This window comes from Faecalibacterium prausnitzii (assembly GCF_003324185.1).
Taxonomy (GTDB): Bacteria; Bacillota; Clostridia; order Oscillospirales; family Ruminococcaceae; genus Faecalibacterium; species Faecalibacterium prausnitzii.
Genome location: NZ_PXUP01000016.1, coordinates 1 through 25,350 on the forward strand (window position 1 = coordinate 1; position 25,350 = coordinate 25,350).

General features: G+C 60.7%; 21 protein-coding genes and 1 tRNA gene. 13 read left to right on the forward strand and 9 right to left on the reverse strand.

From position 1 onward, the window contains the following. Positions 1-28: 28 nt before the first annotated feature. Positions 29-107, reverse strand: a tRNA-Leu gene (locus C7J97_RS10950). A 374-nt stretch (positions 108-481) separates the two neighbouring features. Here C7J97_RS10950 and C7J97_RS10955 point away from each other — a divergent pair. From C7J97_RS10955 to rfbB, 7 genes are all read left to right on the forward strand, one after another. After that, complete coding sequence (locus C7J97_RS10955; protein ID WP_113993055.1) at positions 482-1,528, forward strand: SpoIID/LytB domain-containing protein; 1,047 nt, start codon at positions 482-484, stop codon at positions 1,526-1,528. A gap of 126 nt (positions 1,529-1,654) precedes the next feature. Then, positions 1,655-4,069 carry a glycosyltransferase family 2 protein gene (locus C7J97_RS10960; protein WP_113993056.1) on the forward strand — a complete coding sequence of 805 codons (2,415 nt, stop codon included), beginning with the start codon at positions 1,655-1,657 and terminating at the stop codon, positions 4,067-4,069. Further along, positions 4,047-4,898, forward strand: coding sequence for a glycosyltransferase (locus C7J97_RS10965; RefSeq protein ID WP_236130904.1), 852 nt, complete (start codon positions 4,047-4,049; stop codon positions 4,896-4,898). The genes C7J97_RS10960 and C7J97_RS10965 overlap by 23 nt, the downstream gene beginning before the upstream one ends. Before the next feature lie 233 nt (positions 4,899-5,131). Next, positions 5,132-6,019: a glucose-1-phosphate thymidylyltransferase RfbA gene (rfbA, locus tag C7J97_RS10970; RefSeq protein WP_015536678.1), complete on the forward strand. Its 888-nt coding sequence runs from the start codon at positions 5,132-5,134 to the stop codon at positions 6,017-6,019. Between the two features lie 22 nt (positions 6,020-6,041). Continuing rightward, positions 6,042-6,959, forward strand: a complete 918-nt coding sequence (gene rfbD / locus C7J97_RS10975) for a dTDP-4-dehydrorhamnose reductase (protein ID WP_005927376.1) — start codon at positions 6,042-6,044, stop codon at positions 6,957-6,959. Positions 6,960-7,003: 44 nt separating this feature from the next. Beyond that, complete coding sequence (locus tag C7J97_RS10980) at positions 7,004-7,474, forward strand: hypothetical protein (protein WP_113993058.1); 471 nt, start codon at positions 7,004-7,006, stop codon at positions 7,472-7,474. 20 nt (positions 7,475-7,494) lie between these two features. Next, positions 7,495-8,559, forward strand: a complete 1,065-nt coding sequence (gene rfbB, locus C7J97_RS10985; RefSeq protein WP_055187037.1) for a dTDP-glucose 4,6-dehydratase — start codon at positions 7,495-7,497, stop codon at positions 8,557-8,559. A gap of 178 nt (positions 8,560-8,737) precedes the next feature. Here the strand turns inward: rfbB and C7J97_RS10990 are convergent, their stop codons facing one another. After that, entirely contained in the window at positions 8,738-9,337 is a 600-nt protein-coding gene (locus C7J97_RS10990) for a uridine kinase family protein (protein ID WP_113993059.1), read from the reverse strand. Positions 9,338-9,656: 319 nt separating this feature from the next. On the opposite strand from C7J97_RS10990, the gene C7J97_RS10995 reads away from it, so the two are divergent. From C7J97_RS10995 to C7J97_RS11020, 6 genes are all read left to right on the forward strand, one after another. Continuing rightward, positions 9,657-10,244, forward strand: coding sequence for a DUF3793 family protein (locus tag C7J97_RS10995; RefSeq protein ID WP_015536681.1), 588 nt, complete (start codon positions 9,657-9,659; stop codon positions 10,242-10,244). A 561-nt stretch (positions 10,245-10,805) separates the two neighbouring features. After that, the gene (locus C7J97_RS11000; RefSeq protein WP_005927389.1) at positions 10,806-11,021 is read left to right on the forward strand and encodes a FeoA family protein; all 216 of its coding nucleotides are present in this window, start codon (positions 10,806-10,808) and stop codon (positions 11,019-11,021) included. A gap of 52 nt (positions 11,022-11,073) precedes the next feature. Then, entirely contained in the window at positions 11,074-11,295 is a 222-nt protein-coding gene (locus C7J97_RS11005; protein ID WP_005927392.1) for a FeoA family protein, read from the forward strand. A gap of 29 nt (positions 11,296-11,324) precedes the next feature. Beyond that, positions 11,325-13,511 carry a ferrous iron transport protein B gene (feoB, locus tag C7J97_RS11010; protein ID WP_113993060.1) on the forward strand — a complete coding sequence of 729 codons (2,187 nt, stop codon included), beginning with the start codon at positions 11,325-11,327 and terminating at the stop codon, positions 13,509-13,511. Between the two features lie 24 nt (positions 13,512-13,535). After that, positions 13,536-13,691 (forward strand): FeoB-associated Cys-rich membrane protein, encoded by a 156-nt coding sequence (locus tag C7J97_RS11015; protein WP_005927399.1) that lies wholly within the window; start codon positions 13,536-13,538, stop codon positions 13,689-13,691. Positions 13,692-13,828: 137 nt separating this feature from the next. After that, positions 13,829-14,224 carry a metal-dependent transcriptional regulator gene (locus C7J97_RS11020; RefSeq protein WP_097784825.1) on the forward strand — a complete coding sequence of 132 codons (396 nt, stop codon included), beginning with the start codon at positions 13,829-13,831 and terminating at the stop codon, positions 14,222-14,224. Positions 14,225-14,466: 242 nt separating this feature from the next. Here the strand turns inward: C7J97_RS11020 and C7J97_RS11025 are convergent, their stop codons facing one another. The 7 genes from C7J97_RS11025 to glgB form a co-directional block, all read right to left on the reverse strand. Then, a complete protein-coding gene (locus tag C7J97_RS11025) occupies positions 14,467-15,885 on the reverse strand; it encodes an AAA family ATPase (protein ID WP_113993061.1) in 1,419 nt (472 codons plus the stop codon). A gap of 310 nt (positions 15,886-16,195) precedes the next feature. Then, a complete protein-coding gene (locus tag C7J97_RS11030; RefSeq protein ID WP_113993062.1) occupies positions 16,196-17,233 on the reverse strand; it encodes a GDSL-type esterase/lipase family protein in 1,038 nt (345 codons plus the stop codon). A gap of 33 nt (positions 17,234-17,266) precedes the next feature. Continuing rightward, positions 17,267-18,994 carry a class I adenylate-forming enzyme family protein gene (locus C7J97_RS11035; protein WP_113993063.1) on the reverse strand — a complete coding sequence of 576 codons (1,728 nt, stop codon included), beginning with the start codon at positions 18,992-18,994 and terminating at the stop codon, positions 17,267-17,269. Positions 18,995-19,016: 22 nt separating this feature from the next. After that, complete coding sequence (locus tag C7J97_RS11040; protein WP_113993064.1) at positions 19,017-20,324, reverse strand: 4Fe-4S dicluster domain-containing protein; 1,308 nt, start codon at positions 20,322-20,324, stop codon at positions 19,017-19,019. A 4-nt stretch (positions 20,325-20,328) separates the two neighbouring features. Continuing rightward, entirely contained in the window at positions 20,329-21,303 is a 975-nt protein-coding gene (tig, locus tag C7J97_RS11045) for a trigger factor (RefSeq protein WP_113993065.1), read from the reverse strand. Positions 21,304-21,333: 30 nt separating this feature from the next. Continuing rightward, positions 21,334-23,256, reverse strand: coding sequence for a hypothetical protein (locus C7J97_RS11050; RefSeq protein ID WP_113993066.1), 1,923 nt, complete (start codon positions 23,254-23,256; stop codon positions 21,334-21,336). A 135-nt stretch (positions 23,257-23,391) separates the two neighbouring features. Beyond that, the gene (glgB, locus tag C7J97_RS11055) at positions 23,392-25,347 is read right to left on the reverse strand and encodes a 1,4-alpha-glucan branching protein GlgB (protein ID WP_113993067.1); all 1,956 of its coding nucleotides are present in this window, start codon (positions 25,345-25,347) and stop codon (positions 23,392-23,394) included. Positions 25,348-25,350: the final 3 nt, after the last annotated feature.

Genomic DNA, 25,350 nt, shown 5'->3' on the forward strand with positions numbered 1-25,350 from the left:
TTCGATCCTAAGCTGTTTTATGATGAAGTGCCGATGGTGGGACTCGAACCCACATGGTTTCCCGAACGATTTTGAGTCGTTTGCGTCTGCCATTCCGCCACATCGGCTGATATTCAATTTTGAGACATTCGTACCGGTTTCTGAAGATTGGAGGGATGTTCAGGAGGGATGTAAGAAATCCTGCTTCGACAAACCTTCAAAATTCAACGCACACTCGTGAATTTCTCGTACAGACAAGAAAAATCACGAAGCGGATTTTGAGTCCCCCTCGTCTGCCATTCCGACACACCGGCGCATCGGTTTGAACGACTTTTATTATACCGGATTCCCTGGGCAAAATCAAGAGAAAGTTTGCGTCTTTTTTCAGATCGTCCTGCATGGCGTAAAATACATGACTCCGGTTCTTGCCCGGCGGCACCGGCTGTGCTACACTAAGGTCAGATCAAAACGTAAATGATACCCACAAGGAGGGAACCGGACTTTGAAACATCTGCATTCTTTTGCCCGCCGCGCGGCGGCTTTTCTGCTGGCGGCGGTGCTGTGCGTCTGCATCCCGGCGGCAGCGGCTTCGGCTGCCACCACCATCGGCGGGGCCGATACGACCCTGATCCCTGCAGAGGACGAAAACTGTCTCAGCTGGCTGTTTGGCTCCAAGGATAAGATCACCATGCCCTACCTGAACATCAAGGGGCAGGGGCTCAAGCGCAATGTTACGCTGGATCTTGAGGACTGTCTGGTGGGCATCACCTATACCGAGCTTGGCTCCATTGGCAGCTATGTCAGCGCCAGCGCCGCGCAGCAGGCGTGGAAGGCGCAGGCGGTGGCGGTGCACTCCTATCTGGAATACCACAAGCAGTACGGCTCGTCCACCAATGCGCTGATCTATACCCCGGTCGATCAGATCCCGGCCTCTGCCCGCAATGCCATCCGCAAGGCGGTGCAGGCGGTCAAGGATGAGGTACTGGTGTACAACGGCAGCGTGTGCGATGCGGTATGGTCGGCCAGTGCGGGCTACAACACCCAGACCGGTGTGTACGGTACCTGCGCCAGTCTGGACGCATGGGGCACGGATGTGCCCTACCTGCAAAGCGTGGAAAGCCCCTACGAGGAGCAGTACCACAACCTGCTGCGCCGGGTGATCGGCAAGGACTACACCTATATAGAATACAACGACAGCCGCACCGGCGAGCCCTACCAGAGCGCCGACACCACCCACAAGGATCTGGGCGGCTTTGTGCAGTACAACACGCTGGTGTCCAACGGACGCAGCTACCGGTATATCAACCAGTTCGTTTCCTCCCGCTACTGCTTCGATTTCGGCACCGATGCCAGCGGCACCCCCTGCATGACCTACTACGGCTATGGTCATGGCGTGGGCATGAGCCAGTGCGGCGCAGTGGGCTACGCCGCCGAGGAGGGTATGAACTACAAGCAGATCCTGCAGCACTACTACACCGGGGCGAAGATCCGTACCAGCACTACCCGCAGCGGCGGACTGTTCGGCTGGCTGGCGGGATTGTTCCGCTGAACGTGTTTCACTGAAATTTTGGAAAAACCTTCTCAAACGCCGCAAGATTTGGTATACTATATCCGTTTGTGAAAAATGAACGGGAAACATAACTGCGTAGAAAAGCGCACGGATTGGAGTATCAGCATGGAGTTGGATCAGGAAAAGCAGAATCAGGAGGCCGCCGAGCGCTGCCGTGCACTGGCACAGCGCATCGTGCGGGAGCTGGCTCCCCGCAGCGTACAGGTGCTGGAGGACAGCGGGCTGCTGGAAAAAGCTTTTTGTAAAATGAATACTGCGGTGGTGCAAAGCGCCCCGGAGCTGCTGGTGGTGGCAGACCCCCAGTGGGTCACCCTGCCCGCCGTACAGGCGGAAAAAGTGCTGCTGGTGTGCGCAGAGTACGCCGGCATGGCAGACTGCGCAAAGCAGCTTGCCGCGCAGGGCTTCTGCCGGGAGCTTGCGTGGAAGGACTGCGGCAAGGAGCAGCTGACGGCGCTGTTCTGCCGCATGGCTGCCCCGGAGCTGCCGGAACTTGAGGATGGCTACGAGCAGCAGCTGGACGTTCTGCGGGAGCGCACCCTGCTGGCCGAGCGCACCGCCGCCCAGCAGACTGCCCAGCTGGAGCGGCTGCGCAGCGACCTTTCCCTGAGCCGCAGCCACGAGCAGGAACTGGAAAAGACCCTGAACAGCGTGGTCAACTCCACCTTCTGGAAGGCCAGCTGGCCGCTGCGGTATCTGGTAAGCAAGTGCCGCCAGCTGTGGCGCACCTTCCCGCTGTTCGTCTTTTTTGCCACCTTGCGCCGGGTGGGCTTTGCGGGCGTAATGGCACAGGCCAAGGCCAAAAAGGAGTACAAAAAGCTGTTCCCGGGCAAGGCGATGCCCGCCGACCGCTTTGCGGACGTGGAGCTGCTGGTAAAACAGGCCGCAGACCAGCCCGCGGCACCCCTGATCAGCATCGTGGTGCCGCTGTACAACACCCCCCACGATTTTCTGGTGGAGCTGCTGGACTCGGTGCAGAATCAGACCTACCGCAACTGGGAGCTGTGCATGGTGGATGCCGGACAGGACGCGGACGTGGGTGCCCTCGTGCAGGAGCGTGCCCGCACCGACAGCCGCATCCGCTACCGGAAACTGGACAGCAACGAGGGCATTGCGGGCAACACCAATCAGGGGTTTGCCCTTGCCACCGGTGACTATATCGCCCTGCTGGACCATGATGACATTTTGCACCCCTGCGCACTGTGGTATGTGGCGGAAGCCATTGCAAAGCAAGGCGCGGACTTTGTGTACACCGACGAAGTGACCTTTGAAGGGGATATCGACCATCTGACGGTCTACCACTTCAAGCCGGATTATATGCTGGACAACCTGCGCTCCAACAACTATATCTGCCACCTGAGCGTGTTCAGCGCGGCGCTGCTGGCAAAGGTGGGCGGCAATGAGCGGGCAGAGTTCAACGGCAGTCAGGATTACGACCTCTACCTGCGCCTGACCGAGCAGGCGGAAAAGATCGTGCACATCCCGCACCTGCTGTACTACTGGCGTTCCAGCCCCGCCAGCGTGGCCAGCAACATCTCTGCCAAGACCTATTGTCTGGAAGCAGCCATGAAGGCGCTGCGTGCCCACTACGACCGCATGGGCGTGCCGGTGGACGCGGTGACCATGGTGCCCAACACCCCGGGCTTCTACAAGACTGATTATACCATCACAAAGCCCGGGCGGGTCAGCGTGCTGATCCCCAGCTGCGACCATTCGGGCGATTTGCGGGTGTGCGTGGAGTCCATCTACCGCAAGACCACCTACCCGGATTTTGAGATTATCATCATTGAGAACAACAGCAAGGAGCCTGCCACCTTCCGCTGCTACGAGCAGCTGCAAAAGGAGCACCCGGACACCCTGCATGTGCTCACATGGCAGGGCACCGGCTTCAATTACAGCGCCCTGAACAACTTTGGCGCACGCGCCGCCACCGGCGAGTATCTGCTGCTGCTCAACAACGATACCGAGGTCATCTCTCCCCGCTGGATGGAGGAGATGGTCATGTATGCCCAGCAGGACCGTGTGGGCTGCGTGGGCGCAAAGCTGCTCTACCCGGACAATACCATCCAGCACGCGGGCATCGGCTTCGGTTTCCTGACGCTGGCGGCGCATATGCACAAGAACTTCCCTGTGGGGCACCCCGGCTATATGGGACGGCTCTCCTACGCGCAGGATGTGTACGCCGTGACCGCCGCCTGCCTGATGGTGCGCAAGGACGTGTACGAGCAGGTGAACGGGCTGGACGAGAGCTTTGCCGTGGCCTTCAACGACGTGGACTTCTGCGTGCGTGTGCGGGAGGCGGGCTACACCAACGTGTTCACCCCCTTTGCCCAGCTGTACCACTACGAGAGCAAGAGCCGCGGGCTGGACGAGAGCCCTGCCAAGCGCAAGCGCTTTGCCTCTGAGGTGGAGCGGTTCCAGAAGCGGTGGGCAAAGCAGCTGGCTGCGGGCGACCCCTGCATGAACCCCAACTTTGACCTGATGAAGGAGGACTTCAGCTTTGACATCAAGCCGCTGGAGTGAGCCTTTGACCCAAACCGAACCGAAAGGGGGAACGCAGATGGAGCTTTCGGCCTGTATCGTGGTGTATAACGGCGCCGGGGAGGCCATCAGGGCCGCCCAGACCGTGCTGGACTGCACCCGCCGCTACCCGCTCACGCTGTATCTTGTGGATAACGCCAGCCCGGACGGCAGCGGCCAGCAGCTGACCGCCGCCGCAAAGGACGGCACCCTGCGCACCGCCCCCGGGCAGACGGTGCAGGTGCTCTGTCGGCTGGAAAACGGCGGCTTCGGCACCGGGCACAACACGGTGCTCTCGCTGCTGCACAGCCGGGTGCACTTTATCCTGAACCCGGATATCCAGCTGACGGCAGACACCCTGAGCGACCTTGCGGACTGGATGGCGGCGCACCCCGGCGTGGTGATGACCCGCCCGGGGCTGACCTTCCCGGACGGCAAGCCCCAGCAGCTGCCGCTGCGCCGGTGCAACGTGCGCGCCATGGTCTACCGTCAGCTGCCCTGTCTGCGCTTCTGGGCAAAGTGCAACGACCGCTACCTGATGGCAGACAAAGACCTGACAAAGCCCACCGAGATCGAGTTCTGCACCGGCAGCTTTTCGGCGGTGGACACTGCCGCCTTCAAGGCCGTGGGCGGCTTTGACGAGGGGTACTTCATGTATGTGGAGGACGCCGACCTGACCCAGAAGATGCGCACCCGGGGCAAGGCGTATCTGGTGCCCCAGTACACCGCCATCCACGCATGGCACCGTGCGGCGCACCGCAGCCTGAAGCCCTTTTTGTGGCAGCTGCGCAGCCTGCTGCGCTACTTTTCCAAGTGGGGCTTTGCGTGGTGAGCGGGGAAGAAAAATAGTGTTTTTGATTCGCAGAAAGCGGTGTGCCGACGGCACACCGCTTTCTGTCGTTTCCGCCTCTTGCATTTTGCGTGCTTTCATAGTAAAATAAAGTGTACTGCCATCGTCTTTTGCAAAAATGCGGCCATGGCAGACCCAAAATCGTTTACAGCGGACGCAGCTCCGCTTTGAATTAAGCTGCACATCTTTTTATCAGAAAAAAGGAGTGCACAAGTATGAAAGGCATTATTCTCGCCGGCGGTGCCGGCACACGGCTCTATCCCTTGACCATGGTCACCAGCAAGCAGCTGCTGCCGGTCTACGACAAGCCCATGATCTACTATCCGCTGTCCACCCTTATGCTGGCGGGCATTCAGGATATCCTGATCATCTCTACCCCTACCGATACGCCCCGCTTTGAGGCGCTGCTGGGCGATGGCAGCCAGTACGGCATCCATCTGCAGTATAAGGTGCAGCCCTCTCCGGATGGTCTGGCACAGGCCTTTATTCTGGGCGAGGAGTTCATTGGCGACGACTGCTGCGCCATGATCCTGGGCGATAACATTTTCTACGGCAACGGCTTCTCCAAGCTGCTCAAGAGCGCCGTGGCCAACGCAGAGAACAAGGGCCGCTGCACCGTGTTCGGCTACTATGTGCAGGACCCCGAGCGCTTTGGCATCGTGGAGTTCGATAAGGACGGCAAGGTGCTCAGCGTGGAGGAAAAGCCCCAGCATCCCAAGTCCAACTACGCCATCACCGGCCTGTACTTCTACAACAAGGAAGTGGTGCAGATGGCAAAGCAGGTAAAGCCCTCTGCCCGCGGCGAGCTGGAGATCACCACCCTGAACGATATGTACCTGAAGCAGGACGAGCTGGATGTGCAGCTGCTGGGCCGCGGCTTTGCATGGCTGGACACCGGCACGATGGAAAGCCTTGTGGAGGCTGCCGACTTTGTGCACATGATCGAGAAGCGTCAGGGCATCAAGATCAGCGCACCGGAGGAGATCGCTTTCAAGTACGGCTGGATCGACCGCGACACTTTGCTGGAAAGCGCCGAGCGCTACGGCAAGAGCCCCTACGGCCAGCATCTGAAGAACGTGGCCGACGGCAAGCTGCGCTACTAAGCATAAGGAAAGGCACATTGGTATGAAAATCATTGTCACAGGCTGCAAGGGGCAGCTGGGCACAGAGCTGCTCAAGCAGCTGCAGGAGGGCCGCAGCGAGCTGGGCCCCATCCCCGAAAAGCTGCTCAACGCTACGGTGATCCCGGTGGATCTGCCGGAGCTGGATATCTCCAACTACAGGATGGTGGATGAGTTCGTGCGGCGCAACCGCCCGGATATCATCATCAACTGCGCCGCCTACACCAACGTGGACGGGTGCGAGGTGCACCACGACGATGCCTTTAAGGCAAATGCCCTCGGCCCCCGCAATCTGGCACAGGCTGCCGAAAAGACCGGCGCACGGCTGGTGCACGTTTCCACCGACTATGTGTTCTCCGGCCGGGAGAACGGCGGCATCCCGCAGGATGAAGCCACCCTGCCCGGGCCCATCAGCGCCTACGGCTCTACCAAGCTCATGGGCGAAAAGTATGTGGAGCGGTTCTGCCACCGCCACTTCATCGTGCGCACCGCGTGGCTGTACAGCTACTACGGCAAAAACTTCGTCAAGACCATCGTGAACGCAGGCAAAAAGTTCGGCAAGCTGGAAGTGGTCAACGACCAGTGCGGCAACCCCACCAACGCTGCCGACCTTGCCCACGAGATCTTGCAGCTGTGCGTGACCCACGAGTACGGCCTGTACCACTGCACCGGCGAGGGCATCTGCTCCTGGTACGATTTTGCTGCCGAGATCATCCGCCTTTCCGGTGTGGACGCTACCGTTGCCCCCTGCACCAGCGAGGAGTACAAGGCAAAGCACCCGGACAGCGCCGACCGCCCCAAGTGGAGCGCACTGGACAACCGGATGCTGCGCTGCACCGTGGGCAACGATGTCCGCGACTGGAAGGACGCGCTGGCCTGCTTCTTCGCCCACTGGGACGGCGAAAACGGCATGAAGGGCTGAGAAAAAACTGAAAATCCCCCCTGCGGAAGAACTGAGGATGTATCATGTTTGATGCGATTTTTGGCAGATCTGTCAAGATATTAAAGATCCTTGCAAAGGTGCAGTGTGTGCTGGCCTTTGTGCTTGCAGCCATGCTGTGCGGCGCGGTCCATGAAATGCTGAAGCCCTTTAGTCGGTTTTCAGCCATCGTGCTGGGGCTGGTGGTCGCCGTGGTGTTCTGGGTGCTGCAAATGTTCCTTGCATGGGCGCTGTACGCCTTTGCGGAACTGGTGGAGCATACCGAGGCCACCCACAAGGAGCTCAGCAACATGAGCGCGGGTCTGGCACGGTACACCCAAGCCACCTATGAGGAGCTTCACAGCATGAACAAAGGGCTGGAAGCATACACCAAGGCCATGGGCAAGACCATGAACAGCATGAACAAGAACCTCTACCTTGTGGCAAAGCACTGCTGCGCCGAGGAGGAACGCGCCCGCGCCGCAGCCCGCCCGCAGTCCGGGAACAACAACAAATAAATAAAGAGGGATACTGACCTATGAAAACCTATCTGATCACCGGCTGTGCCGGTTTTATCGGTTCCAACTTTGTGCACTATATGCTCAAAAAATACCCGGAGATCCTGCTGGTCAATCTGGATAAGCTGACCTACGCGGGCAATCTGGAAAACCTGAAGGACGTGGAGGGCGACCCCCGCCATGTGTTCGTGCAGGGCGACATCTGCGACAAGGAGCTGGTGGAGAGCCTGTTTGCAAAGTACGATTTCGACTACGTCATCAACTTTGCCGCCGAGAGCCATGTGGACCGCTCCATCAAGAACCCCGAGATCTTTGTGCAGAGCAACGTGATGGGCACTGTCAACCTGCTGCAGCGCGCCAAGGAGGCATGGTACGACGCCGATGCCAAGACTTGGAAAGAGGGCAAGAAGTACCTGCAGGTGTCCACCGATGAGGTGTACGGCGCTCTGGGTGCAGACGGCTTCTTTATGGAGACCACGCCCCTGTGCCCCCACAGCCCCTACTCCTCCTCCAAGGCCAGCGCCGATATGTTCGTCATGGCCTTCCACGACACCTACGGCATGCCGGTGAACATTACTCGCTGCTCCAACAACTACGGCCCCTACCAGTTCCCGGAGAAGCTGATCCCCCTGATGATCAACAACGTCAAGCACCACAAGCAGCTGCCCGTCTACGGCGATGGTATGCAGATCCGCGACTGGCTGTATGTGGAGGATCACTGCAAGGCCATTGATATGGTGGCAAACGGCGGCAAGATCGGCGAGGTGTACAACGTGGGCGGCCACAACGAGCGCCCCAACATCTTCATCGTCAAGACCATCATCAACCAGCTGCACGACCGTCTGCAGGACGAGGGCATCAGCGAGGAGCTGATCAAGCACGTTGCCGACCGTCTGGGTCACGACCGCCGCTACGGCATCGACCCCACCAAGATCAAGAACGATCTGGGCTGGTACCCCGAAACTCCCTTCGAGAAGGGCATCGTGCTGACCATCGACTGGTACCTGAACCACGAGGAGTGGATGAACCACGTCACCAGCGGCGACTACCAGAACTACTATCAGGATATGTACAAGAATAAGTAACAGCTTGTAAATTTAAACTCCCTCTGCATCTCACGGTGCAGGGGGAGTTTTTTGCTGTCATTCCCGTTACGACCCCTCCCGTGAAAATGGAATAGCGGAGCGTCCGCAGACGCTCCGCTATTCCGAAATTATAAATATTCTTTCCGCTATTTATGCGCAGAGCAACGCGGCGCGCATTCTAAATCGTCCCGCCTTGGGTGGTCTCCACCACAAAATCCGCGCTTTCGGCTATGCCGTACTGCGCAAAATAGCCCTCTTCCAGCGGCACCCACCGGGCGGCAAAATCCGCGTAGCGTGCGCCCTCCCGCGCCTGTAAGCGCCGGGTCTGCTCGGCCTTGGTGCAGGTCACAAACACCCGCAGCGTTTCGTAGGGGCGCAGCAGCGGGTGGTGGCTGTAACTGCCCTCTAAGATCACCAGCGGTTGTGCGGGCAGCTGTGCCGGGGGCAGATAAGCCCCCTCCCGACAGCTGTACGCCCGGTAGGCTACGGGCTGCCCCGCGTAGGCAGGGCGCAGGGCTTCGTCCCGCAGGCGGGTAAGGTCCATGTTGGCGCAGGGAGTGTGCGCCCAGTCCGGGCAGCGCCGGGCGGGCGGCAGGTAGAAATCATCCGTGCGCAGCAGGGTGCAGCCGGGCAGCTGCGCCGCCAGTGCGTTGGCAAGGGTGGTCTTGCCGCTGCCGCAGCGGCCGTCCAGCGCCAGCACCAGCGGGCGGGTGGGCGTTTGCGCCAGCGCGGCGCTCAGCAGCGCAGACAGGGTGGACGCGGTGATGGGTGTGGGCATGGGTTTGGCCTCCTTGGCAGGGTGCGCCCCAAGGGGCAGACCCGAGAATGCCCCAATTATACCACAGCCGCCGCCGGAAGGGTAGCGCGGGCGTGGTTTGCCATAAATAACTTTTTTGCCGGAAAGGCTTGACAGGCCCCGCTGCGGTGTGGTACACTACTGGCGTTAGAAACAACTAACCATATGAGACCCCACCGGCAGTGCCCGCAGCCCGGGCGTGCTGCTTCTTTTTTGGGGTGGAGGTTAGCTGCGTCTTACTTATAACCGCCCGGCATCCGGGGCACACTGACCCCGACACCGCCGCCAAAGGAGAACCGCCATGGAGCGTGATTTTGAGACCGTAATGATCGAACAATGTGCCCCGGTACTGGCGGGGCTGAAGCCTGCGGGGCTGTTCCGCTACGAAACGCGAAACCGTGCCGACCTTGCCCGGCGGGTGGCGGGCTGGAATGCCCAGCTGAACCCCAAGGGCTTGCAGGTGCGGGTGCTGCGGGGGTGCATCGCTACCCGGCAGTATTTGGTGTACGTCTACCGCGCCGCCAAGCTGCAAACGGTGCTGGCAGATGCCGCTGTGCGCGGCTTTTTAGCCCGGGAGGGCTACCGTCTGCCGGAGGATGCTGCGGACTGCAACGCGCTGCTGGACCAGCTCAGCCTGCGTCTGTGCTGCGCGGCGGAGGCGGCGGATTTCCCCCACGAGATCGGGGTATTTCTGGGCTATCCGCTGGAGGATGTGGTGGGCTTTATCCGGCACCGGGGCAAGTGCTTTACCTGCTGCGGGTGCTGGAAGTCCTATGGCGACCCCGCCGCCGCCCGGCAGCACTTTGACCAGCTTGCCAAGTGCACGGCGGTGTACTTGCGGCTGTTCCACAGCGGCACGCCCATTCTAAAGTTGGCAGTCGCCGCCTGAAAAATTGATATTCTCTTTTCAAATACTCTCTTTTATCCTGGCAACTCTCCTATGCATCCGACACAGGAGAGAGCGATCCTCCTTTTTACACATGACCGCCCGGTGCAGTTTTGACCCCTGCGCCGGGCGGTCGTGTGTTTGGGGGAATGCACTCCCGCGCGGGGTGGGACGATTTTGAATGCGCTCCGCGTTGCTCTGCGCATAAATAGCGGAAAGATTATTTTTATTTCGCAATTCTGGAAAATCTGCGGATTTTCCAGAATTGCCTTTTCACGGGAGGGGTCATTCTCCGTCACCCTGCCCTATAAAATGGCAAAACGACCCCCTGAAAATGTAAACATTGGCTAACTTTAACTCAAGAAATAGAGTTAGTCATTGATGATTTTGATAAAAATGCAGGCCGGTTCCGGCATAAAATTTGTTTGTTCATATAAACTAACTATGAGATATGAAAAATCTATTGACAAGCTTGGTTAGCAGCGGTAAACTATCTACGCTGATAGTTACGGCTGACTAACCACCGCAGCATCACATATTTTTCAAGGGAAGGGGAGCACAGCGATGATGCCTTTGACGATGACAAAAGCAGGCGAGACCGTCACCATCCGCAGGATCAGCGGCAAGGACGAGGTGCGGCTGCATCTGGCCGAGCTGGGGTTCGTGGTTGGCAGCGAGGTGACCGTGGTCAACGAGATCGCGGGCAACCTGATCGTGCAGGTCAAGCAGAGCCGTCTGGCACTGGATAAGACCATGGCAAGCCGCATCATGGTGGACTGAGGCAGCGCCTTCCCGGTGCTGCATGAAATACTGCAAGGGAGGAACGAGTACGATGAAAACACTGAAAGACGTAAAGGTGGGCGAGACCGCCACCGTGGCACGGCTGCACGGCGAAGGCCCGGTGAAGCGCCGCATCATGGATATGGGCATCACCAAGGGGGTGCAGATCTATGTGCGCAAGGTGGCGCCGCTGGGCGACCCCATGGAGCTGACCGTGCGCAACTACGAGCTGAGCGTGCGCAAGGCCGACGCTGAGATGATCGAAGTGGTCTGATAAGACCAAAGGGAGGAAAGGTATCCGCAATGAGCATTAAAATTGCACTGGCCGGCAACCCGAACTGCGGCAAAACGACCCTGTTCAACAACCTGACCGGCTCCAACCAGTACGTGGGCAACTGGCCCGGCGTGACCGTGGAAAAAAAGGAAGGCAAGCTCAAGGGCGACAAGGACGTTGTCATTCAGGATCTGCCCGGCATCTACTCGCTGTCCCCCTACACGCTGGAAGAGGTGGTCTCCCGTACTTACCTTGTGAAGGAGAAGCCCGACGCCATCCTGAACATCATCGACGGCACCAACATCGAGCGCAACCTCTACCTGACCACCCAGCTGATCGAGCTGGGCATCCCGGTGGTCATGGCTGTGAACATGATCGATCTGGTGCGCAAGAACGGCGACACCATCGACCTGAAGAAGCTGAGCGCAGAGCTGGGCTGTCAGGCTGTGGAGATCAGCGCGTTGAAGGGCGAGGGCACCGAGGCCGCCGCCAAGGCTGCGGTGGCAGCTGCCAAGGCCGGCAAGACCGGCGAGCTGCCCCATGTGTTCACCGGCAGTGTGGAGCACGCCATTGCCCACATCGAAGAGTCCATTCAGGGCAAGGTGGATGACCGCTTCCTGCGCTGGTACGCTGTCAAGCTCTTCGAGCGCGACGACAAGGTGCAGGATGAGCTGAAGCTGGACAAGACCCTGATGGATCACATCGACGAGCACATTCAGGACTGCGAAAAAGAGATGGACGATGACGCCGAGAGCATCATCACCAACCAGCGCTATGCCTACATCAACACCGTGGTGGGCAAGGCTGTCAAGAAGAAGGCCCGCGTGGAGCACCTGACCGTTTCCGATAAGATCGACCGGATCGTTACCAACCGCGTGCTGGCACTGCCCATCTTTGCAGTGGTGATGTACCTGATGTACTCCCTGTCCATGGGCACCTCCATTGCGGACGGCGGCTGGGCCATCGGTACCTTTGCCACCGACTGGACCAACGATGTGCTGTTCGGTGAGATCGTTCCCAATGCGCTGGGCGGCTTTTTGGAAGGCATCGGCGTGGCAGGCTGGCTGTACGGCCTGATCATGGACGGCATCGTGGCCGGTGTTGGCGCGGTGCTGGGCTTTGTGCCCCAGATGCTGGTGCTGTTCTTCCTGCTGTCTATCCTTGAGGACGTGGGCTATATGTCCCGCGTGGCCTTTATCATGGACCGCATCTTCCGCAAGTTCGGCCTTTCCGGCAAGAGCTTTATCCCGGTGCTGGTGGGCACCGGCTGCGGCGTGCCGGGCGTTATGGCAAGCCGTACCATCGAGAACGAGCGTGACCGCCGCATGACCATCATGACCACCTGCTTCATCCCCTGCGGCGCAAAGATGCCCATCATCGGCCTGATCGCCGGTGCACTGTTTGGCGGCTCCTCGCTGGTGGCAGTGTCTGCCTACTTCATCGGCATGGCAGCCATCATCTGCTCCGGCATCATGCTGAAAAAGACCAAGGCCTTTGCGGGCGACCCCGCCCCCTTCGTCATGGAGCTGCCCGCCTACCATGTGCCCGCATGGGGCAACGTGCTGCGGGCAACCTGGGAGCGCGGCTGGTCCTTCATCAAGCGCGCAGGCACTGTGATTTTGCTCGCCACCGTCATCCTGTGGTTTGCACAGGGCTTCGGCTTTGAGAACGGTGCCTTCGGTATGGTCGAGGATCAGGACAACTCCGTGCTGGCTGCTATCGCCACCAAGGTCGCATGGATCTTTGCACCTCTGGGCTTCGGCAACTGGAAGGCCACTGTGGCAAGCGTTACCGGCCTGATCGCCAAGGAGAACGTGGTTGGCACCCTCGGTGTGCTGTACCACTTCGGCGGCGAGCTTTCCGAGAACGGCGACGAGATCTGGGCAGCGGTCGCACAGGACTACACCGCACTGTCCGCTTACGCCTTCATGATCTTCAACCTGCTGTGCGCCCCCTGCTTTGCCGCAATGGGTGCCATCAAGCGCGAGATGAACAACGGCAAGTGGACGGCCTTTGCCATCGGCTATATGTGCGCACTGGCTTACTGCGCTGCACTGGTGGTGTATCAGCTGGGCGGCCTTATCACCGGCGAGGTGCACTTTGGCCTGTTCACCGTGGTGGCTGTTGTGGTGCTGGCAGCGTTTATTTACCTGATGGTGCGCCCCAACAAGTACGCCGACAACAACGAAGTAAAGCTGGATACTTCCCGTATCTGATAGAAACGAAAGGGTGTGTGCTGTATGATGGAATTTATTGCTACAAACTTTAATCTGCCCACCATCATCGTGGCAGCGCTGGTGTTCGGCGCGCTGGGCTGGGTCGTATGGCACACCCACAAGCACGGCGGCGGCTGCAGCTGCGGCGGCGATTGCAGCCACTGCAAGGGCTGCCACTGAGCACTGAACTAATAAGCACTGAACCGCAAAGGAGCGCGGGCTGAAACTCTCGGCTCGTGCTCCTTTTTTAAGTGAAATAAAGTTAGCTTATGATAACACCGGGCAGGCCCCGGCGCGTAAAAAGGAGAGTGACCGGTATGCAGCTGACCGCAGCGCATCTGCGCTATCTGCTGGCCATCTACGAGGTAAGCCGCACCCATCTGGACATCAGCTCCCGCAGCATTGCGGAAAAGCTGGGGGTGACAAAACCCTCGGTGGTGCGCATTTTGAACCTGCTCATGGAGCAGGGCATGATCGTAAAGGAGTACTACGGTAAAATTTACCTGACCGACCGCGGCATCTGGGTGGCAAAGCGGGTGCAGCAGGAGCTGGACGCCATTCTGGCGCACTTCCCGCCGGTGAGCGGGGAGCTGACGGGCGAGGAGCAGTGGAACGCCGCCCTTGCCATGACGAGCGCTTTGCCCCAGCGCCTTTTTACCGCCGACTATGAGCGGATGGTGGAAGAGGAGGAGACTCCCTCCGTCAAAGCCTGACAGGGCTTGACTGAGAGGGTTCTCCCCGGCAAGGGTGACTGTTCAAAAGTCCCCTATGACCCATAGAGTTTTGAACAATGTGGACATTCAGCCCCGGAAATACAGCATTCCGTATCCACAATGTTCAACCTGAACGATGTGAATACTTGACGTAGGATAGCTTCTTTTTACACACTGATCAAATATAAAAAGTTGTAATAGAGTTACTCATTGTTCAGGCTGGAAATGCCCGGCAACATTGTTCAGCCGGATAGCTTTAATTGTTGATTCAGGTTTTTGACCTCCGCACATACAGTTGATTCAGTAAGCTCTGGTCTGTACCAGTAATTTTTCTGGTTGGGCTGCATCCCAACGCGCAGCACCTTCAACCCAAGTGCCACGCGGGCGCGGCGTATGGTGCTTACCGAGATATCCCGCTCGGCGCACAGGCGGTACACCTCGCCCGCCTCTACCCAGCCCACAAAGGACAGCTGCTTTTCCAGCGCCTCGATGGCGTTGGCAAGGGCGGCAGAGGGGCGGCCGTTGCCGGTGGCGGGGGTGCCCGCCTCCTGGATGATGGCGTCGGCGGTAAGGGTGCAGGGGCCGTCGTAGGCCACCGTGCCCTGCGGACAGATGCGGTAGCGCTGGCTTTCGCCGGGCTGGCCAAGGCTGTTTTTGGCGTGGGCCACCACCCGCACCTCCGGGTGCTCCGGGTCCCGCCCGGCAATGAGGATGCTGCGGGCGGCGTTGCGGAAATCGCTGGAGCCAAGCAGACGGTCCAGCGCGCTGCATACCCCGGGGCCGGGCTTGCTCATATGGCTGATGAGCAGCACTGCCATGTCCAGCTCCTTGGCAAGGGCACCCAGATGGTCAAGCAAGGGGCGCACCTGCTCGGCGCGGTTCATCTGCACCCCCTGCCCCAGATAGCTCTGGATGGGGTCGAACACCAGCAGCGCCGGGCGGTACACCCGGCACAGAGCGGCAAGCTCCTCGTCGCCCATGCTGTAACTGGCACCATCCTGAAAATACAGCCGGTCAAGGTCTGCCCCCATGGCCTCGGCGCGGGGACGCAGCACCTTGTTGGGGTCGTTCTCGGCGGTAAGGTAGAGCACGGTGGCGGGGGGCTGCGGCGGGGTGTCCGGCGCAAAGGCTGCGCCCCGGGTAAGCCGGGCGCACACGTCCAGCGCAAGGCTGGTCTTGCCCGCAGCGGACACGCCGCCCAGAATGCTTACCATGCCCCGGGGCAGGTAGGGCTGCACCAGATAGGCGGCGCGCTCCGGCGCAAAGGCGCTGGCGGGACGGATGCGGAACCGCCCGTGCCCGGCCTTCTGTTTGGCTTCGGCTTCGGCGCGCTGCTCCTCGGCAAGGCCTGCCTGCACATACTGCTGGCGGGCGTTTGCCACAAAGCCCTCGATATCCTGCCCCATGCGCGCCCCGCAATCGGTGAACCAGCTCTCCACCCGGCCGGTGTCCCGCAGCTGACGGCTGTACAGCTGCCCCCGCAGCAGCCGCAGGGCTTCCTCGCGGCGGTCTTTGTCCAGCGTATACACCAGCGTGGCGGTGTAATCGCTGAGCAATTGGGCGTCCGGCGCGTGCTCCAGATGCTGGCACAGCTCCGTCCACACCTCGTGCTGGACGGCCTGCGCCTTGTCGTAGGCGGTACGGTACTTGTTTGCGTCCATGTAAAAAACCTCCTTTGGACATAAAGTATCTACCCTTATCCTAAGGCGATGGACGCGGAAAAACCAGTGTGTACTTTTTGAGGGCCAGAGGGTATTATTGCACGCTGGATATACATACTGTAAATGCAAGCACAGCCGCTGCAAAACAAAAACAAACGCAGCAGCGCATGGCAGCGCCCGCCGCGCGGGAAAACTCTGCCAAAAACTGGCGAAGTATTTCCCCCCGCGTAATCCACCGAAAACGTGCGATTTTTGGGGGAGACAGCAAATGCCGGACAGCTTGCAGGCTGCCCGGCATGGTGCGTTGTGTTTATTTTTTGATCGCCCGCAGGATGCGGTTGGCGATGTACTTATGCCCGCTCACGGTGGGATGGGCATCGGTGGCGGTCATGGCAAAGGGGATGGGCACATAGGTCACATTCTCGTTCTGGGCGGCAAGGTTCTTGCTGAGGGCGTTCAGCCGCCGGAACAGCTGTGTCCACTCCGGCAGCAGGGGCACAGGGTTCGTGTAGCCCAAAAGGATGATCTGCGCGTCCGGGTTCAGCGCCCGCAGCTCCGCTACGACCTGCGGCATATGCACGGCGGCTTCCTGATACGCCTGCTCGCAGATGGCGTCCGTACCGCCGCCCAGCAGCAGCTGGGTGGTGGCCTGCTTTTCTTCCTTTGTCAGCCGCAGGCGGGAAAGGTCGCTGTTCAGCCGCTGCAGGTTCTCAAAGCTGGGCTCGCGCAGCACGCCGCTGACCATGGTGGCTACCAGCTGCTCGCTCTTCCAGTTGGTGGCGTTGCCCAGCGCCACAAGGGCGGGCACCAGCGCATCGTTGGAGCCGATCTGCACGCTGATGACATCCGCGCGCTTGAGGTAGTCCAGCATCTGGGGGTAGACGTAGTAGGTGCCCGCCTGCTGGTTCATCTGGGGCATTGCGCCGGTGTGCAGCATATCCGCAAGGTCGCCGGTGGTCAGCCCGGGCAGGCCAAGGTTGATGGCGTGCTGACGGTCCAGCCCAAGGCCTTTGCCCACCAGCGAAACATAGCACTGCTCCGGGTAGCCCTCGAAGTTTGGGGCCGCGTCTATGCCGATGGCGGCTTCGGTGTACTTGAAATCCGGCAGACCCACGCCGGAAACGATGCTGTCGCCCAGCGCCACATAGGTGCGCTGAGGATCGGCGGCAGGGGCTTCCGCAGTGGGGGCTTCCGCGTCCGGGGCAGCTGCCTCGGCGGTCTGCTCCTGCGCGGCGGGGGCGGTCTGTTCCGGCGGCAGGGCGTCGGGCTGCTGGGCAAAGGCAGGCACAGCCAGCAGCACCAGCGCAGCGGCGCTGCACAGCCATGCGGTAAAACGGGGATGTTTCATGGATGATTCCTTCTTTCTTAAAGGCAGACGGGTTTACCCCGCCTCTTCTTCCAGCTTACGGTAGTCGGCCTTACCGGCGGGGGTCAGGGGCATTTCGGGAATGATCTTATAGGCCGAGGCGGCGGGCTGCACATACTCCGGCAGCTCCTCGCGGCACAGCTGGCGCAGCTCCCGCAGGATCTGGCGCTTTTTGCCGGTGGCGGCAGGCTCCAGCACCACAAAGACGAAGGGCAGACGTCCCTGGGTGTGGTCGGTATCGGCGCAGCCCACCACGCAGCACTGCTGCACGGCGGGGTGGCGGCTGATGACGTTTTCGATCATGGAGGGGAACACCTTGAAGCCGTCGTGCCGGATGATGATGCGCTTGATGCGGGCGTCCAGATACACAAAGCCGTCCTCGTCCATGGAGCCGATATCGCCGGTGTGCGCCCACAGCTGGCCGTCCGCGTGGCGGCGCAGCAGGTAGGCGGTCTCCTCGGGCTTGTTGTAGTAGCCCTTCATGGCGGTGGGGGTGCAGATGCAGATCTCGCCGCGCTGACCGATGGGCAGCTCGGTCTCGGTGCCCGGCTCGAAGATGGAGACCACCGTGTTGACCATGGGGATGCCCACGCTGCCGGGCTTTGTCACGTTGCCGGCGGCGATGGTGGCAGCCGAGGATACCTCGGTCATGCCGTAGCCCTTTGCCAGCGGGAACTCCACCCCGTGGGCTTTGAGGAACCGGTTCACCGTCTGCTCCGCGCCCAGCGAGAGGGAATCGCCTCCGGCGGCGTAGTTGCGGATAAAGGAGAGGTCTTTGTTTTTCAGCAGCGGGTCGGCGGCAAGCTGTTGGTAGTGGGTGGGCACGCCGAACATGTGTTCGGGCTTGTACTTCCACACCAGTGCGCCCAGCTTTTCCGGGTCCAGATTGGGGATGATGATGACATGCAGCCCCATGACCAGCGGCATATGGATGCCGCAGCTGTAACCGTAGGCGATGAAGGGCGGCATGACGTTCAGCAGCTTCTGCCCGCGGTGGAACAGACGGCTCTGGGCGGCAAACTCCTGTGCAAGGGCGTTGAAGCAGTAGTCGGTCAGCATAACGCCCTTGGGCGAGCCGGTGGTGCCGCCGGTGTGCACCACCACGCAGGTGTGCTGGGGGTCGTAGGGCACGGCGGCGGGGCTGTGCCCTTTGCCTGCGGCGATAAAAGCCTTCCAGCGCAGCACGTTGGAGGCGTAGCGGTTTTTATCCGGCTCTGTCAGCTTGTAGCCCACGGCTTTGGCCAGCGGCAGGCTGTCGGCGGGGCTGAGCACCACCACCCGCTCCACGCTGGTGCGCTTTGCGGCCTGATGGCAGCGGGGGTACACCACGTTCAGGCAGATCAGCAGGCGGGACTCCACCTCCTCGATGTACTCCCGGATGCCCTCGGCGCTGTACCGGGGGTCTACCAGATTCAGGGTAGCGCCCAGCAGGTCGGCGGCGTAGAAGGTGTAGACCACCTCCGGGGTCATCACGCTGACCACCGTGATGATATCGCCCTTTTTCACCCCCAGCGCCTGCAGGGCGGCGGCGGTCTTTTTTATCTGCACGATCAGGTCGGCGTAGCTGAACTTGCGGCCGTAGTATTCCAGTGCGGTGTCGCCCAGATGCCGCTCGTTGTTGCGGCAGACCAGCGCAAAGGCCGAGCACTCCGGCACGGATTGGTGGATGTACTTTTCGTCATAATATTTCAGCCATGGCTTTGCCTTGGAGGCGTAGACCGGCTCCTTGTCATCTTCCATCATAGGATCAGACCTTTCTTTATCATCATTCGGAGACCGGCTCTCCAAGGGCAGGTGCAGTTACATTGGCAGGGGCAGCGCTCTGCCCGGCGGGGATGGTCTCCGGCAGGGCGGCAGCGGTCTCCACGGTCTGGGCCGTGGCCTCGGCGGTGGCTTCCGCAGCGGTTCCGACAGCGTTTTCCGCTGCCTTGGCGGCCTCCTCGGCGGCCTTGGCGGCGCGCTCGGCCTTCAGCTGCTCGGCGCGCTGACGTGCCTCCTCCTGCCGTTTCAGGGTGCGCGCCTTGATGCGGCACACCGAGCACAGACCCTCGGCGCTGTCCGGGGCAATGGGCTTGCCGCACTGCTTGCACAGGGTCTTGGTGCACTTGTACAGCACCACGGGGCCAAGGGTGGTCAGCTGGTACAGCTTCATGCCGTCAAAGCCCTTGTTGGAGCATACGTTCATGCACACGCCGCACTCGCTGCACTTCCACGGGGTAAGCACCATGCGGGTCTGGCCATTGGGCATCTCCTCAAACTTCAGGGCGTTGGCGCGGCAGGCTTTCTCGCACCGGCCGCAGCCAAAGCAGTTGTCGGTGAACTTGGGCATATAGTAGCCGTACTGCAGGGGCGTTTCCATGGCGGCTTTCAGCTGCTTTGTGCGCTGGTGCAGCAGCAGGCGGAAGTCCACCCCGCTGTCCTCTTCGCTGCGCAGACCGGGCAGCATCTGCAGCAGCTTTTTGGTGCCGCTCTTGGAGCCGTGGCTCACCTGTTCCAGCATCTCGCGGCGGGTCAGCTCCTGCACATGGTAGGGGTACTCCTTTTCCTCGTATGCCAGCGAGAACCGCGCTTCAAACATCGGCTGACCGAAAAAGTCCACAAGGCGGGTCAGCTCCTTGCGCAGCTGCTCGGCGCACAGGTCGTTCTCGCACTGCCCGCAGGGGGTCAAATCCAGCACGATCTTTTTGTTCAGCGCCAGATACGCCAGCGCCTCCCACGAGAGGGCACAGATGCAGCTGCGCACCACGGTGTTCTTGCGGCTGGACTTCTCACAGCCGATCCAGATGGTATCGTTGTCGGTGTCCGCTGCGGCGGTATCCCGCTGCACCTGCTCGGGCGAAGGCGCAATGCAGCCGCTGCGGCAGGCGGAAACGCACAGTCCGCAGTCGGTGCAGGGGTCCCAGTCCTTGACGAGGTTCGGGCGGGTAAAGATCTCCTCGCCGTAGGGGCAGATGTCCTTGCAGGTCGTGCAGGGCTTGCGGTGGGGGTGCAAATTCCAGCACTGGCGGCGGTTGATCTCGGGATGGCTGGTCTTCATCAGGGCATCCATTGCAGTTCTGGTAAAAAAGCCCATGGTCTTACTCCTTTTCCACAACAGAGGTAAGGGCGGCGTGGTCGAGCAGGAAACGCTGCACCTTCTGGTTGGTCACGGCGGCGGCGATGGCGTCCCGGCTGAGCACCTTGCGGATCTCTTCTTCCGGGGTGTCGTGCAGCTTGGAAAGGCGGGCGATCTCGGCGTCCACCTCCTGCTGGGTCACGGTGATTTTTTCGGCTTCAGCGATGGCGCGCACTGCCAGCATGGCCCGCAGCTGGCGCTCGGCTTCCTTGCGGTAGCCCTCCCGCACCTGCTCCGGGGTCAGCCCGGCGCTCTTGCAGTAGAGCTCCATGGTCATTTGGCTCTTGCGCAGCCGCTGGCGCAGCTGGTTCATCTGATATTCTGCGTTCTGCGCCAGCAGCTCTGCGGGCAGCTCCACGGTCAGGTTCGCGCCTGCCATATCCAGCAGCGCCGCCCCGGCAATGCGGTCGGCGTTGGCCTCGTGGGAAAGGCGCTTTTTCTCCCGCAGGCTCTCCCGCAGGGCCTCCAAGTCCGCATAGCCCAGCGATTTTGCAAGGGCATCGTCCACGGGGGGCACCTGCTTGCGCTCCACCGTGTGCAGGCAGATCTCAAACTGCGCGGTCTTGCCGGAAAGCTCCGGCACCCGGAAGTCGGCAGGGTAGGTGAAATCGAAGCGGAAAGTCTCGCCTGCGCAGTGGCCGTACACCGCTTCTTCGGCGGCGGGCATCAGCTGCCCGGTGCCCAGCACTACGGTCACGGCTTCCATCCGGCTGTCCGGGATGGAAGCACCCGCGAGAAAGCCCTCGAAATCCAGCGTGACCCGCATCCCGCGGGCGGCGGGCGCGTCAGTGGGCACAAAGGGCGCGTGGACCCGCGCCAGATTGCCGATATCCGCCTCTACGGCCTTATCCGATACCGGGCGCACCCGGCGGGTGAAGGCAAGCCCCTTGTACTGCCCCAAAGTGGCAGCGGGCATGGTGTTTGCAGTTTGTTCCATAGTCGAACACTCCTTTTTACAAAAGCGGCGTTACAGCCCGCGGGCGGCCAGCCAGCTTTCTGCGATCTGGGAGAACATCTCCGGGTACTGGGCATCTTCTTCTTTAAAGGCGCTCAGGTAGTACTCCACCTCGGCGCGGGTGGGGGCCACGGTGCGCCGCCAGATGGTAAAGGTGGTGCCGTTGCCCATATCAAAGGTGGCTTCCAGCGCAAAGTACTCGTCCCGCACCGCAAGGAACCTCTCGTTCAGCTTGTGGGACATCTCGCCGTTGCCCACAAAGGTCTGGGGGAAGGGGTCGGCGGTGAGGACATATTTGGCCTCGAAGAACTGCATGGGGAAGTTGTGGGTGCCCGGCACCGAGAAGCCGAAGGCCAGCTTATCGTTGATGGGGGTTGCGGGCAGCTGGCAGTTCTTGAAGTGATCCGGGCAGTACAGCATATCGTGGGGGATCATGTAGCTGATCTCGCCCTCGGTGCAGTGGGTGTCGATCCAGTTGGCAATGGCCTTGATCTGCGGCAGATCCTTGCGGTCATAGATCAGCTTGTCCAGCCGGACGAACTCCTCGGTGACTGCCAGCGGGAAGTGATCCACCAGAAAGCCCGGCAGGGCAATGGTGGTCAGGGGAGAGCAGCGCACCGAGGTGGCAAACACGAGGGTGAACACCCAGAACACGACCTTTGCCGCCCGGAAGCGGCTGATGCCCTCGGCCAGCGCGGCCGCGCCCAGCAAAAACAGGAGAAACCACCCCGGGAGGAACAGCAGCATCTGGTGGGAGCCGGTGTTCTGGATGCGGGTGAACAGCAGCATGCTCAGCAGGATCTCCAGCCCGGCAAGGCAGGGCAGCGCGGGCATTTTGCGCTTTTTCAGGCTGAACCACAGCCCCATGCCCACGAGCACAAGGTTCATCAGACCCATGCGCCAGAACTGCAGGCTGATCTCGGCTGCAAAGCCGCCGCCGTTATAGTAGGAATAGCGCTCGGCGTAGCTGTAAGCGAGGATGCGGCTGACCATCGGCCACAGCAGGATGAGCATGGCCACCATGCTCATCAGGCCGAACAGCACGAGATTGCGCACCTGCAAAAGCGCCTGCTTTTTCTGCCCGGCGCGGGCAATGCGCGCGCTGCTTACCAGCACCAGCACCGCGTAGGCAAAGTAGTAGCCCACCACAAAATATAAGTACCACCGGCGGGAAAGGATGATGGCTGCCGTGGCGGCAAACAAAAGGCAAAAGCGCACCGGCTCCAGCTTTTCAAACCGGAAGTCCAGCGTGAGCAGCAGAATGCTGAAGCCGAAGATGAGGCCGAACCAGTCCGGCTGGCTGAGCATGGCGCTCATGCGCAGCCACGGGTAGGTGACCATCCAGGTCATGCCGATGAGGAAGTACCAGAAGCGGTTTTTCACCCGCAGCATCTGCCCTACCTTGATGGTAAGCCCCGCCAGCAGCACCAGCAGCATGGGCAGGACGCTGAACACCTGACAAAAGGCAAAGCTGTCGCCGGTGCGGTCGCTCAGGCAGAAGGGAAACTCCAGAAACAGGGTGATGAAGTTGGTGTAGTCCTCGGCAAAGGAGCCGAAGATGAACTGGAAGCCCGCCGCCGGGCCTTGCAGAAAGGCAGCTTCGGCCCAGTACTGTTTGTTGATGTAGTTGACGTAATCCCAGATATACACAAAGCTGCGGCGGCCAAGCGCCCAGAAAAAGTAGACCAGCGCCGCCGCCCACACGCCGACGAGCACCGCCTTGTGGAAGAGGTCAAATTTGATTCCCGCCACCCGCAGCACCAGCAGCACACAGGCAAACAGGGCAAGGTTGCACCACAGGCTCACCAGCGGGAAAAAGAACTTGCTGCCGGGCGCAGCCAGCGCAAAAACGGCCAGCAGCACCGCTGCTGCCGCCAGCACCAGCACGATTTTCGCCGCAGCGGAAACGCGGGGCTTCGTAATGGGTTCGGACATGGAATAGGACCCTCCTTGCAAAATTTCACACCTTACAGTATAACAACTCCCCCGGGCACTGTCCAGCACCCCGGCGGCGAAAAATGCAGAATGTCCCGCCGCTTTCAAAGCAGACGGGACATTTTTGCGTAAATATTACTTATCGGAAACTTCCGCAGCGGCCTTAGCAGCCTTTGCCGCCTTGCGCTTTTGCGCCAGCGCCCTGTTGGCGCTCAGGCGGGCGGCGTCCGGGTTCGGGGCTTCCGGGGACAGCCGCAGCAGATAGCTGCCCATGGCGGGCAGGTCCAGCGTCAGGGTATAGTCCCGGCCGAACACGCCGCCGTCGGTGGTGTGGAAGCTCTGCTTGCGGTGCGCCTTGTGCACGCCGCCCCAAGTGCCGGCCTCGGTGTCCAGCACCAGCTCTGCGCTGCAGGGGAACTTGAGGTACAGGGGGAACTTTTTGTGGGCGTGGTCCTGCGTGTTCATCACGCAGAGCAGGTTCTGCCCGCGCCCTTTGCGCAGCCATGCGTACACACCCTCGGCGCAGCTTTCGTTTGCCACCCACTCAAAGCAGTCCGGGTTGTATTCGCCATCATACAGGGCAGGCTCGGAGGCGTAGACGCGGCACAGGTTTGCAAAGTACTTCTGGAAGGCATCGTGGAAGGGGTATTCCAGCAGATTCCAGTCCAGCTCCCGCTTTTCGTCCCACTCCCGGAAATGTGCCAGCTCGTTGCCCATAAAGTTCAGCTTTTTGCCGGGATGGGTATACATATAAAAATACAGGGTGCGCAGCTGGGCGCATTTTTCCGCGTAGCTGCCCCATAGCTTGTCAATGATGGTCTTTTTGCCGTGCACCACCTCATCGTGGCTCAGCGCCAGCAGATACAGCTCGTTGTAGAAGTAGTGCATACTGAACAGCAGCTTGCCGTAGCAGCCCGGGCGCTCGCCGAAGGGGGTGGCAAAGTAGTCCAGCGTGTCGTGCATCCAGCCCATATCCCACTTGTAGTCAAAGCCCACGCCCTCGTAGCGGGTGGGGGCGGTCACCTTTAAAAAGTTGGTGGAGTCCTCCGCCATGTAGATGCCGGTGGGCCAGCGCTCGTTCAGCCCGTGGTTCAAACTGCGCAAAAAGTTCACCGCGCCCTGATTCACGCCCCGGTTGGGGTCGCCCTGCCAGTACAGCGCCCGGGAGATGGCGTCCATGCGGATGCCGTCGCAGTGGTACACGTCCATCCACAGCCCGGCGGCGCTGCTCAAAAAGCTGCACACCTCCCGGCGGTAGTAGTTGAAGTTGCAGGTGCCCCACTCGCTCTGTCCCACGTCGCTGTCGTACTCGTACAGGTAGGTGCCGTCAAACTTTGCCAGTGCGTCGGCGTTGGCGGCAAAGTGCACCGGCACAAAGTCCATGATGACGCCGATGCCCATGCGGTGGCAGGCGTTGACAAAGCCCGCAAACTGGGCAGGGGTGCCGTAGCGGCTGGTCACCGAGAAGTAGCCGGTGGTCTGGTAGCCCCAGCTGCCGTCAAAGGGGTGCTCGGCCAGCGGCAGCAGCTCCACATGGGTAAAGTGGTGCTCCAGCAGCCACGGGATCAGCTCCCGCGCCAGCTCCTCGTAGTTGTACCACCCGTCCGAGCCGTCCGGCCGGGTTGCGCCGGGCTTGTGCTTCCAGCTGCCAGCGTGCAGCTCGTAGATGTTCAGCGGGCGGTTGCGGCATTTGTCCCGCCGCTCCATCCACGCGGTGTCGTCAAAGGTGAAATCCAGCTTTGTCAGTTTGCTGGCGGTGCCGGGGCGCAGCTCGGTGGCAAAGGCGTAGGGGTCGCTGCGCATCACGGCGCTGCCGTCCGCGCCATGCACGCGGTATTTGTACAGATCTCCTTCCGCAAGGCCGGGGATAAAAGCGCTCCACACGCCGGTATCGGCTTTTTCCATGGGCACGCCGCGCTCCCAGCCGTCAAAGCCGCCGCACACCTCCACGGCGGTGGCACCGGGTGCCCACACGGCAAAACGCCAGCCCTCGGCGCCGTTTGGGTCGGTGCAGGGGTGCGCACCCAGAATGCGGTAGGCATCGAAGCAGTCGCCACTGAAAAACGTGCGGGGGATCACAGGGTAATTCATGCA

What these genes read in the sequence shown, in the direction of transcription:
- C7J97_RS10960 (WP_113993056.1), top strand. Translation starts at nt 1,655, where the DNA reads ATGGAGTTGGATCAGGAAAAGCAGAATCAGGAGGCCGCCGAGCGCTGC.
- rfbA (WP_015536678.1), top strand. Translation starts at nt 5,132, where the DNA reads ATGAAAGGCATTATTCTCGCCGGCGGTGCCGGCACACGGCTCTATCCC.
- rfbD (WP_005927376.1), top strand. Translation starts at nt 6,042, where the DNA reads ATGAAAATCATTGTCACAGGCTGCAAGGGGCAGCTGGGCACAGAGCTG.
- C7J97_RS10980 (WP_113993058.1), top strand. Translation starts at nt 7,004, where the DNA reads ATGTTTGATGCGATTTTTGGCAGATCTGTCAAGATATTAAAGATCCTT.
- rfbB (WP_055187037.1), top strand. Translation starts at nt 7,495, where the DNA reads ATGAAAACCTATCTGATCACCGGCTGTGCCGGTTTTATCGGTTCCAAC.
- C7J97_RS10990 (WP_113993059.1), bottom strand. Translation starts at nt 9,337, where the DNA reads ATGCCCACACCCATCACCGCGTCCACCCTGTCTGCGCTGCTGAGCGCC.
- C7J97_RS10995 (WP_015536681.1), top strand. Translation starts at nt 9,657, where the DNA reads ATGGAGCGTGATTTTGAGACCGTAATGATCGAACAATGTGCCCCGGTA.
- C7J97_RS11000 (WP_005927389.1), top strand. Translation starts at nt 10,806, where the DNA reads ATGATGCCTTTGACGATGACAAAAGCAGGCGAGACCGTCACCATCCGC.
- C7J97_RS11005 (WP_005927392.1), top strand. Translation starts at nt 11,074, where the DNA reads ATGAAAACACTGAAAGACGTAAAGGTGGGCGAGACCGCCACCGTGGCA.
- feoB (WP_113993060.1), top strand. Translation starts at nt 11,325, where the DNA reads ATGAGCATTAAAATTGCACTGGCCGGCAACCCGAACTGCGGCAAAACG.
- C7J97_RS11015 (WP_005927399.1), top strand. Translation starts at nt 13,536, where the DNA reads ATGATGGAATTTATTGCTACAAACTTTAATCTGCCCACCATCATCGTG.
- C7J97_RS11020 (WP_097784825.1), top strand. Translation starts at nt 13,829, where the DNA reads ATGCAGCTGACCGCAGCGCATCTGCGCTATCTGCTGGCCATCTACGAG.
- C7J97_RS11025 (WP_113993061.1), bottom strand. Translation starts at nt 15,885, where the DNA reads ATGGACGCAAACAAGTACCGTACCGCCTACGACAAGGCGCAGGCCGTC.
- C7J97_RS11030 (WP_113993062.1), bottom strand. Translation starts at nt 17,233, where the DNA reads ATGAAACATCCCCGTTTTACCGCATGGCTGTGCAGCGCCGCTGCGCTG.
- C7J97_RS11035 (WP_113993063.1), bottom strand. Translation starts at nt 18,994, where the DNA reads ATGATGGAAGATGACAAGGAGCCGGTCTACGCCTCCAAGGCAAAGCCA.
- C7J97_RS11040 (WP_113993064.1), bottom strand. Translation starts at nt 20,324, where the DNA reads ATGGGCTTTTTTACCAGAACTGCAATGGATGCCCTGATGAAGACCAGC.
- tig (WP_113993065.1), bottom strand. Translation starts at nt 21,303, where the DNA reads ATGGAACAAACTGCAAACACCATGCCCGCTGCCACTTTGGGGCAGTAC.
- C7J97_RS11050 (WP_113993066.1), bottom strand. Translation starts at nt 23,256, where the DNA reads ATGTCCGAACCCATTACGAAGCCCCGCGTTTCCGCTGCGGCGAAAATC.
- glgB (WP_113993067.1), bottom strand. Translation starts at nt 25,347, where the DNA reads ATGAATTACCCTGTGATCCCCCGCACGTTTTTCAGTGGCGACTGCTTC.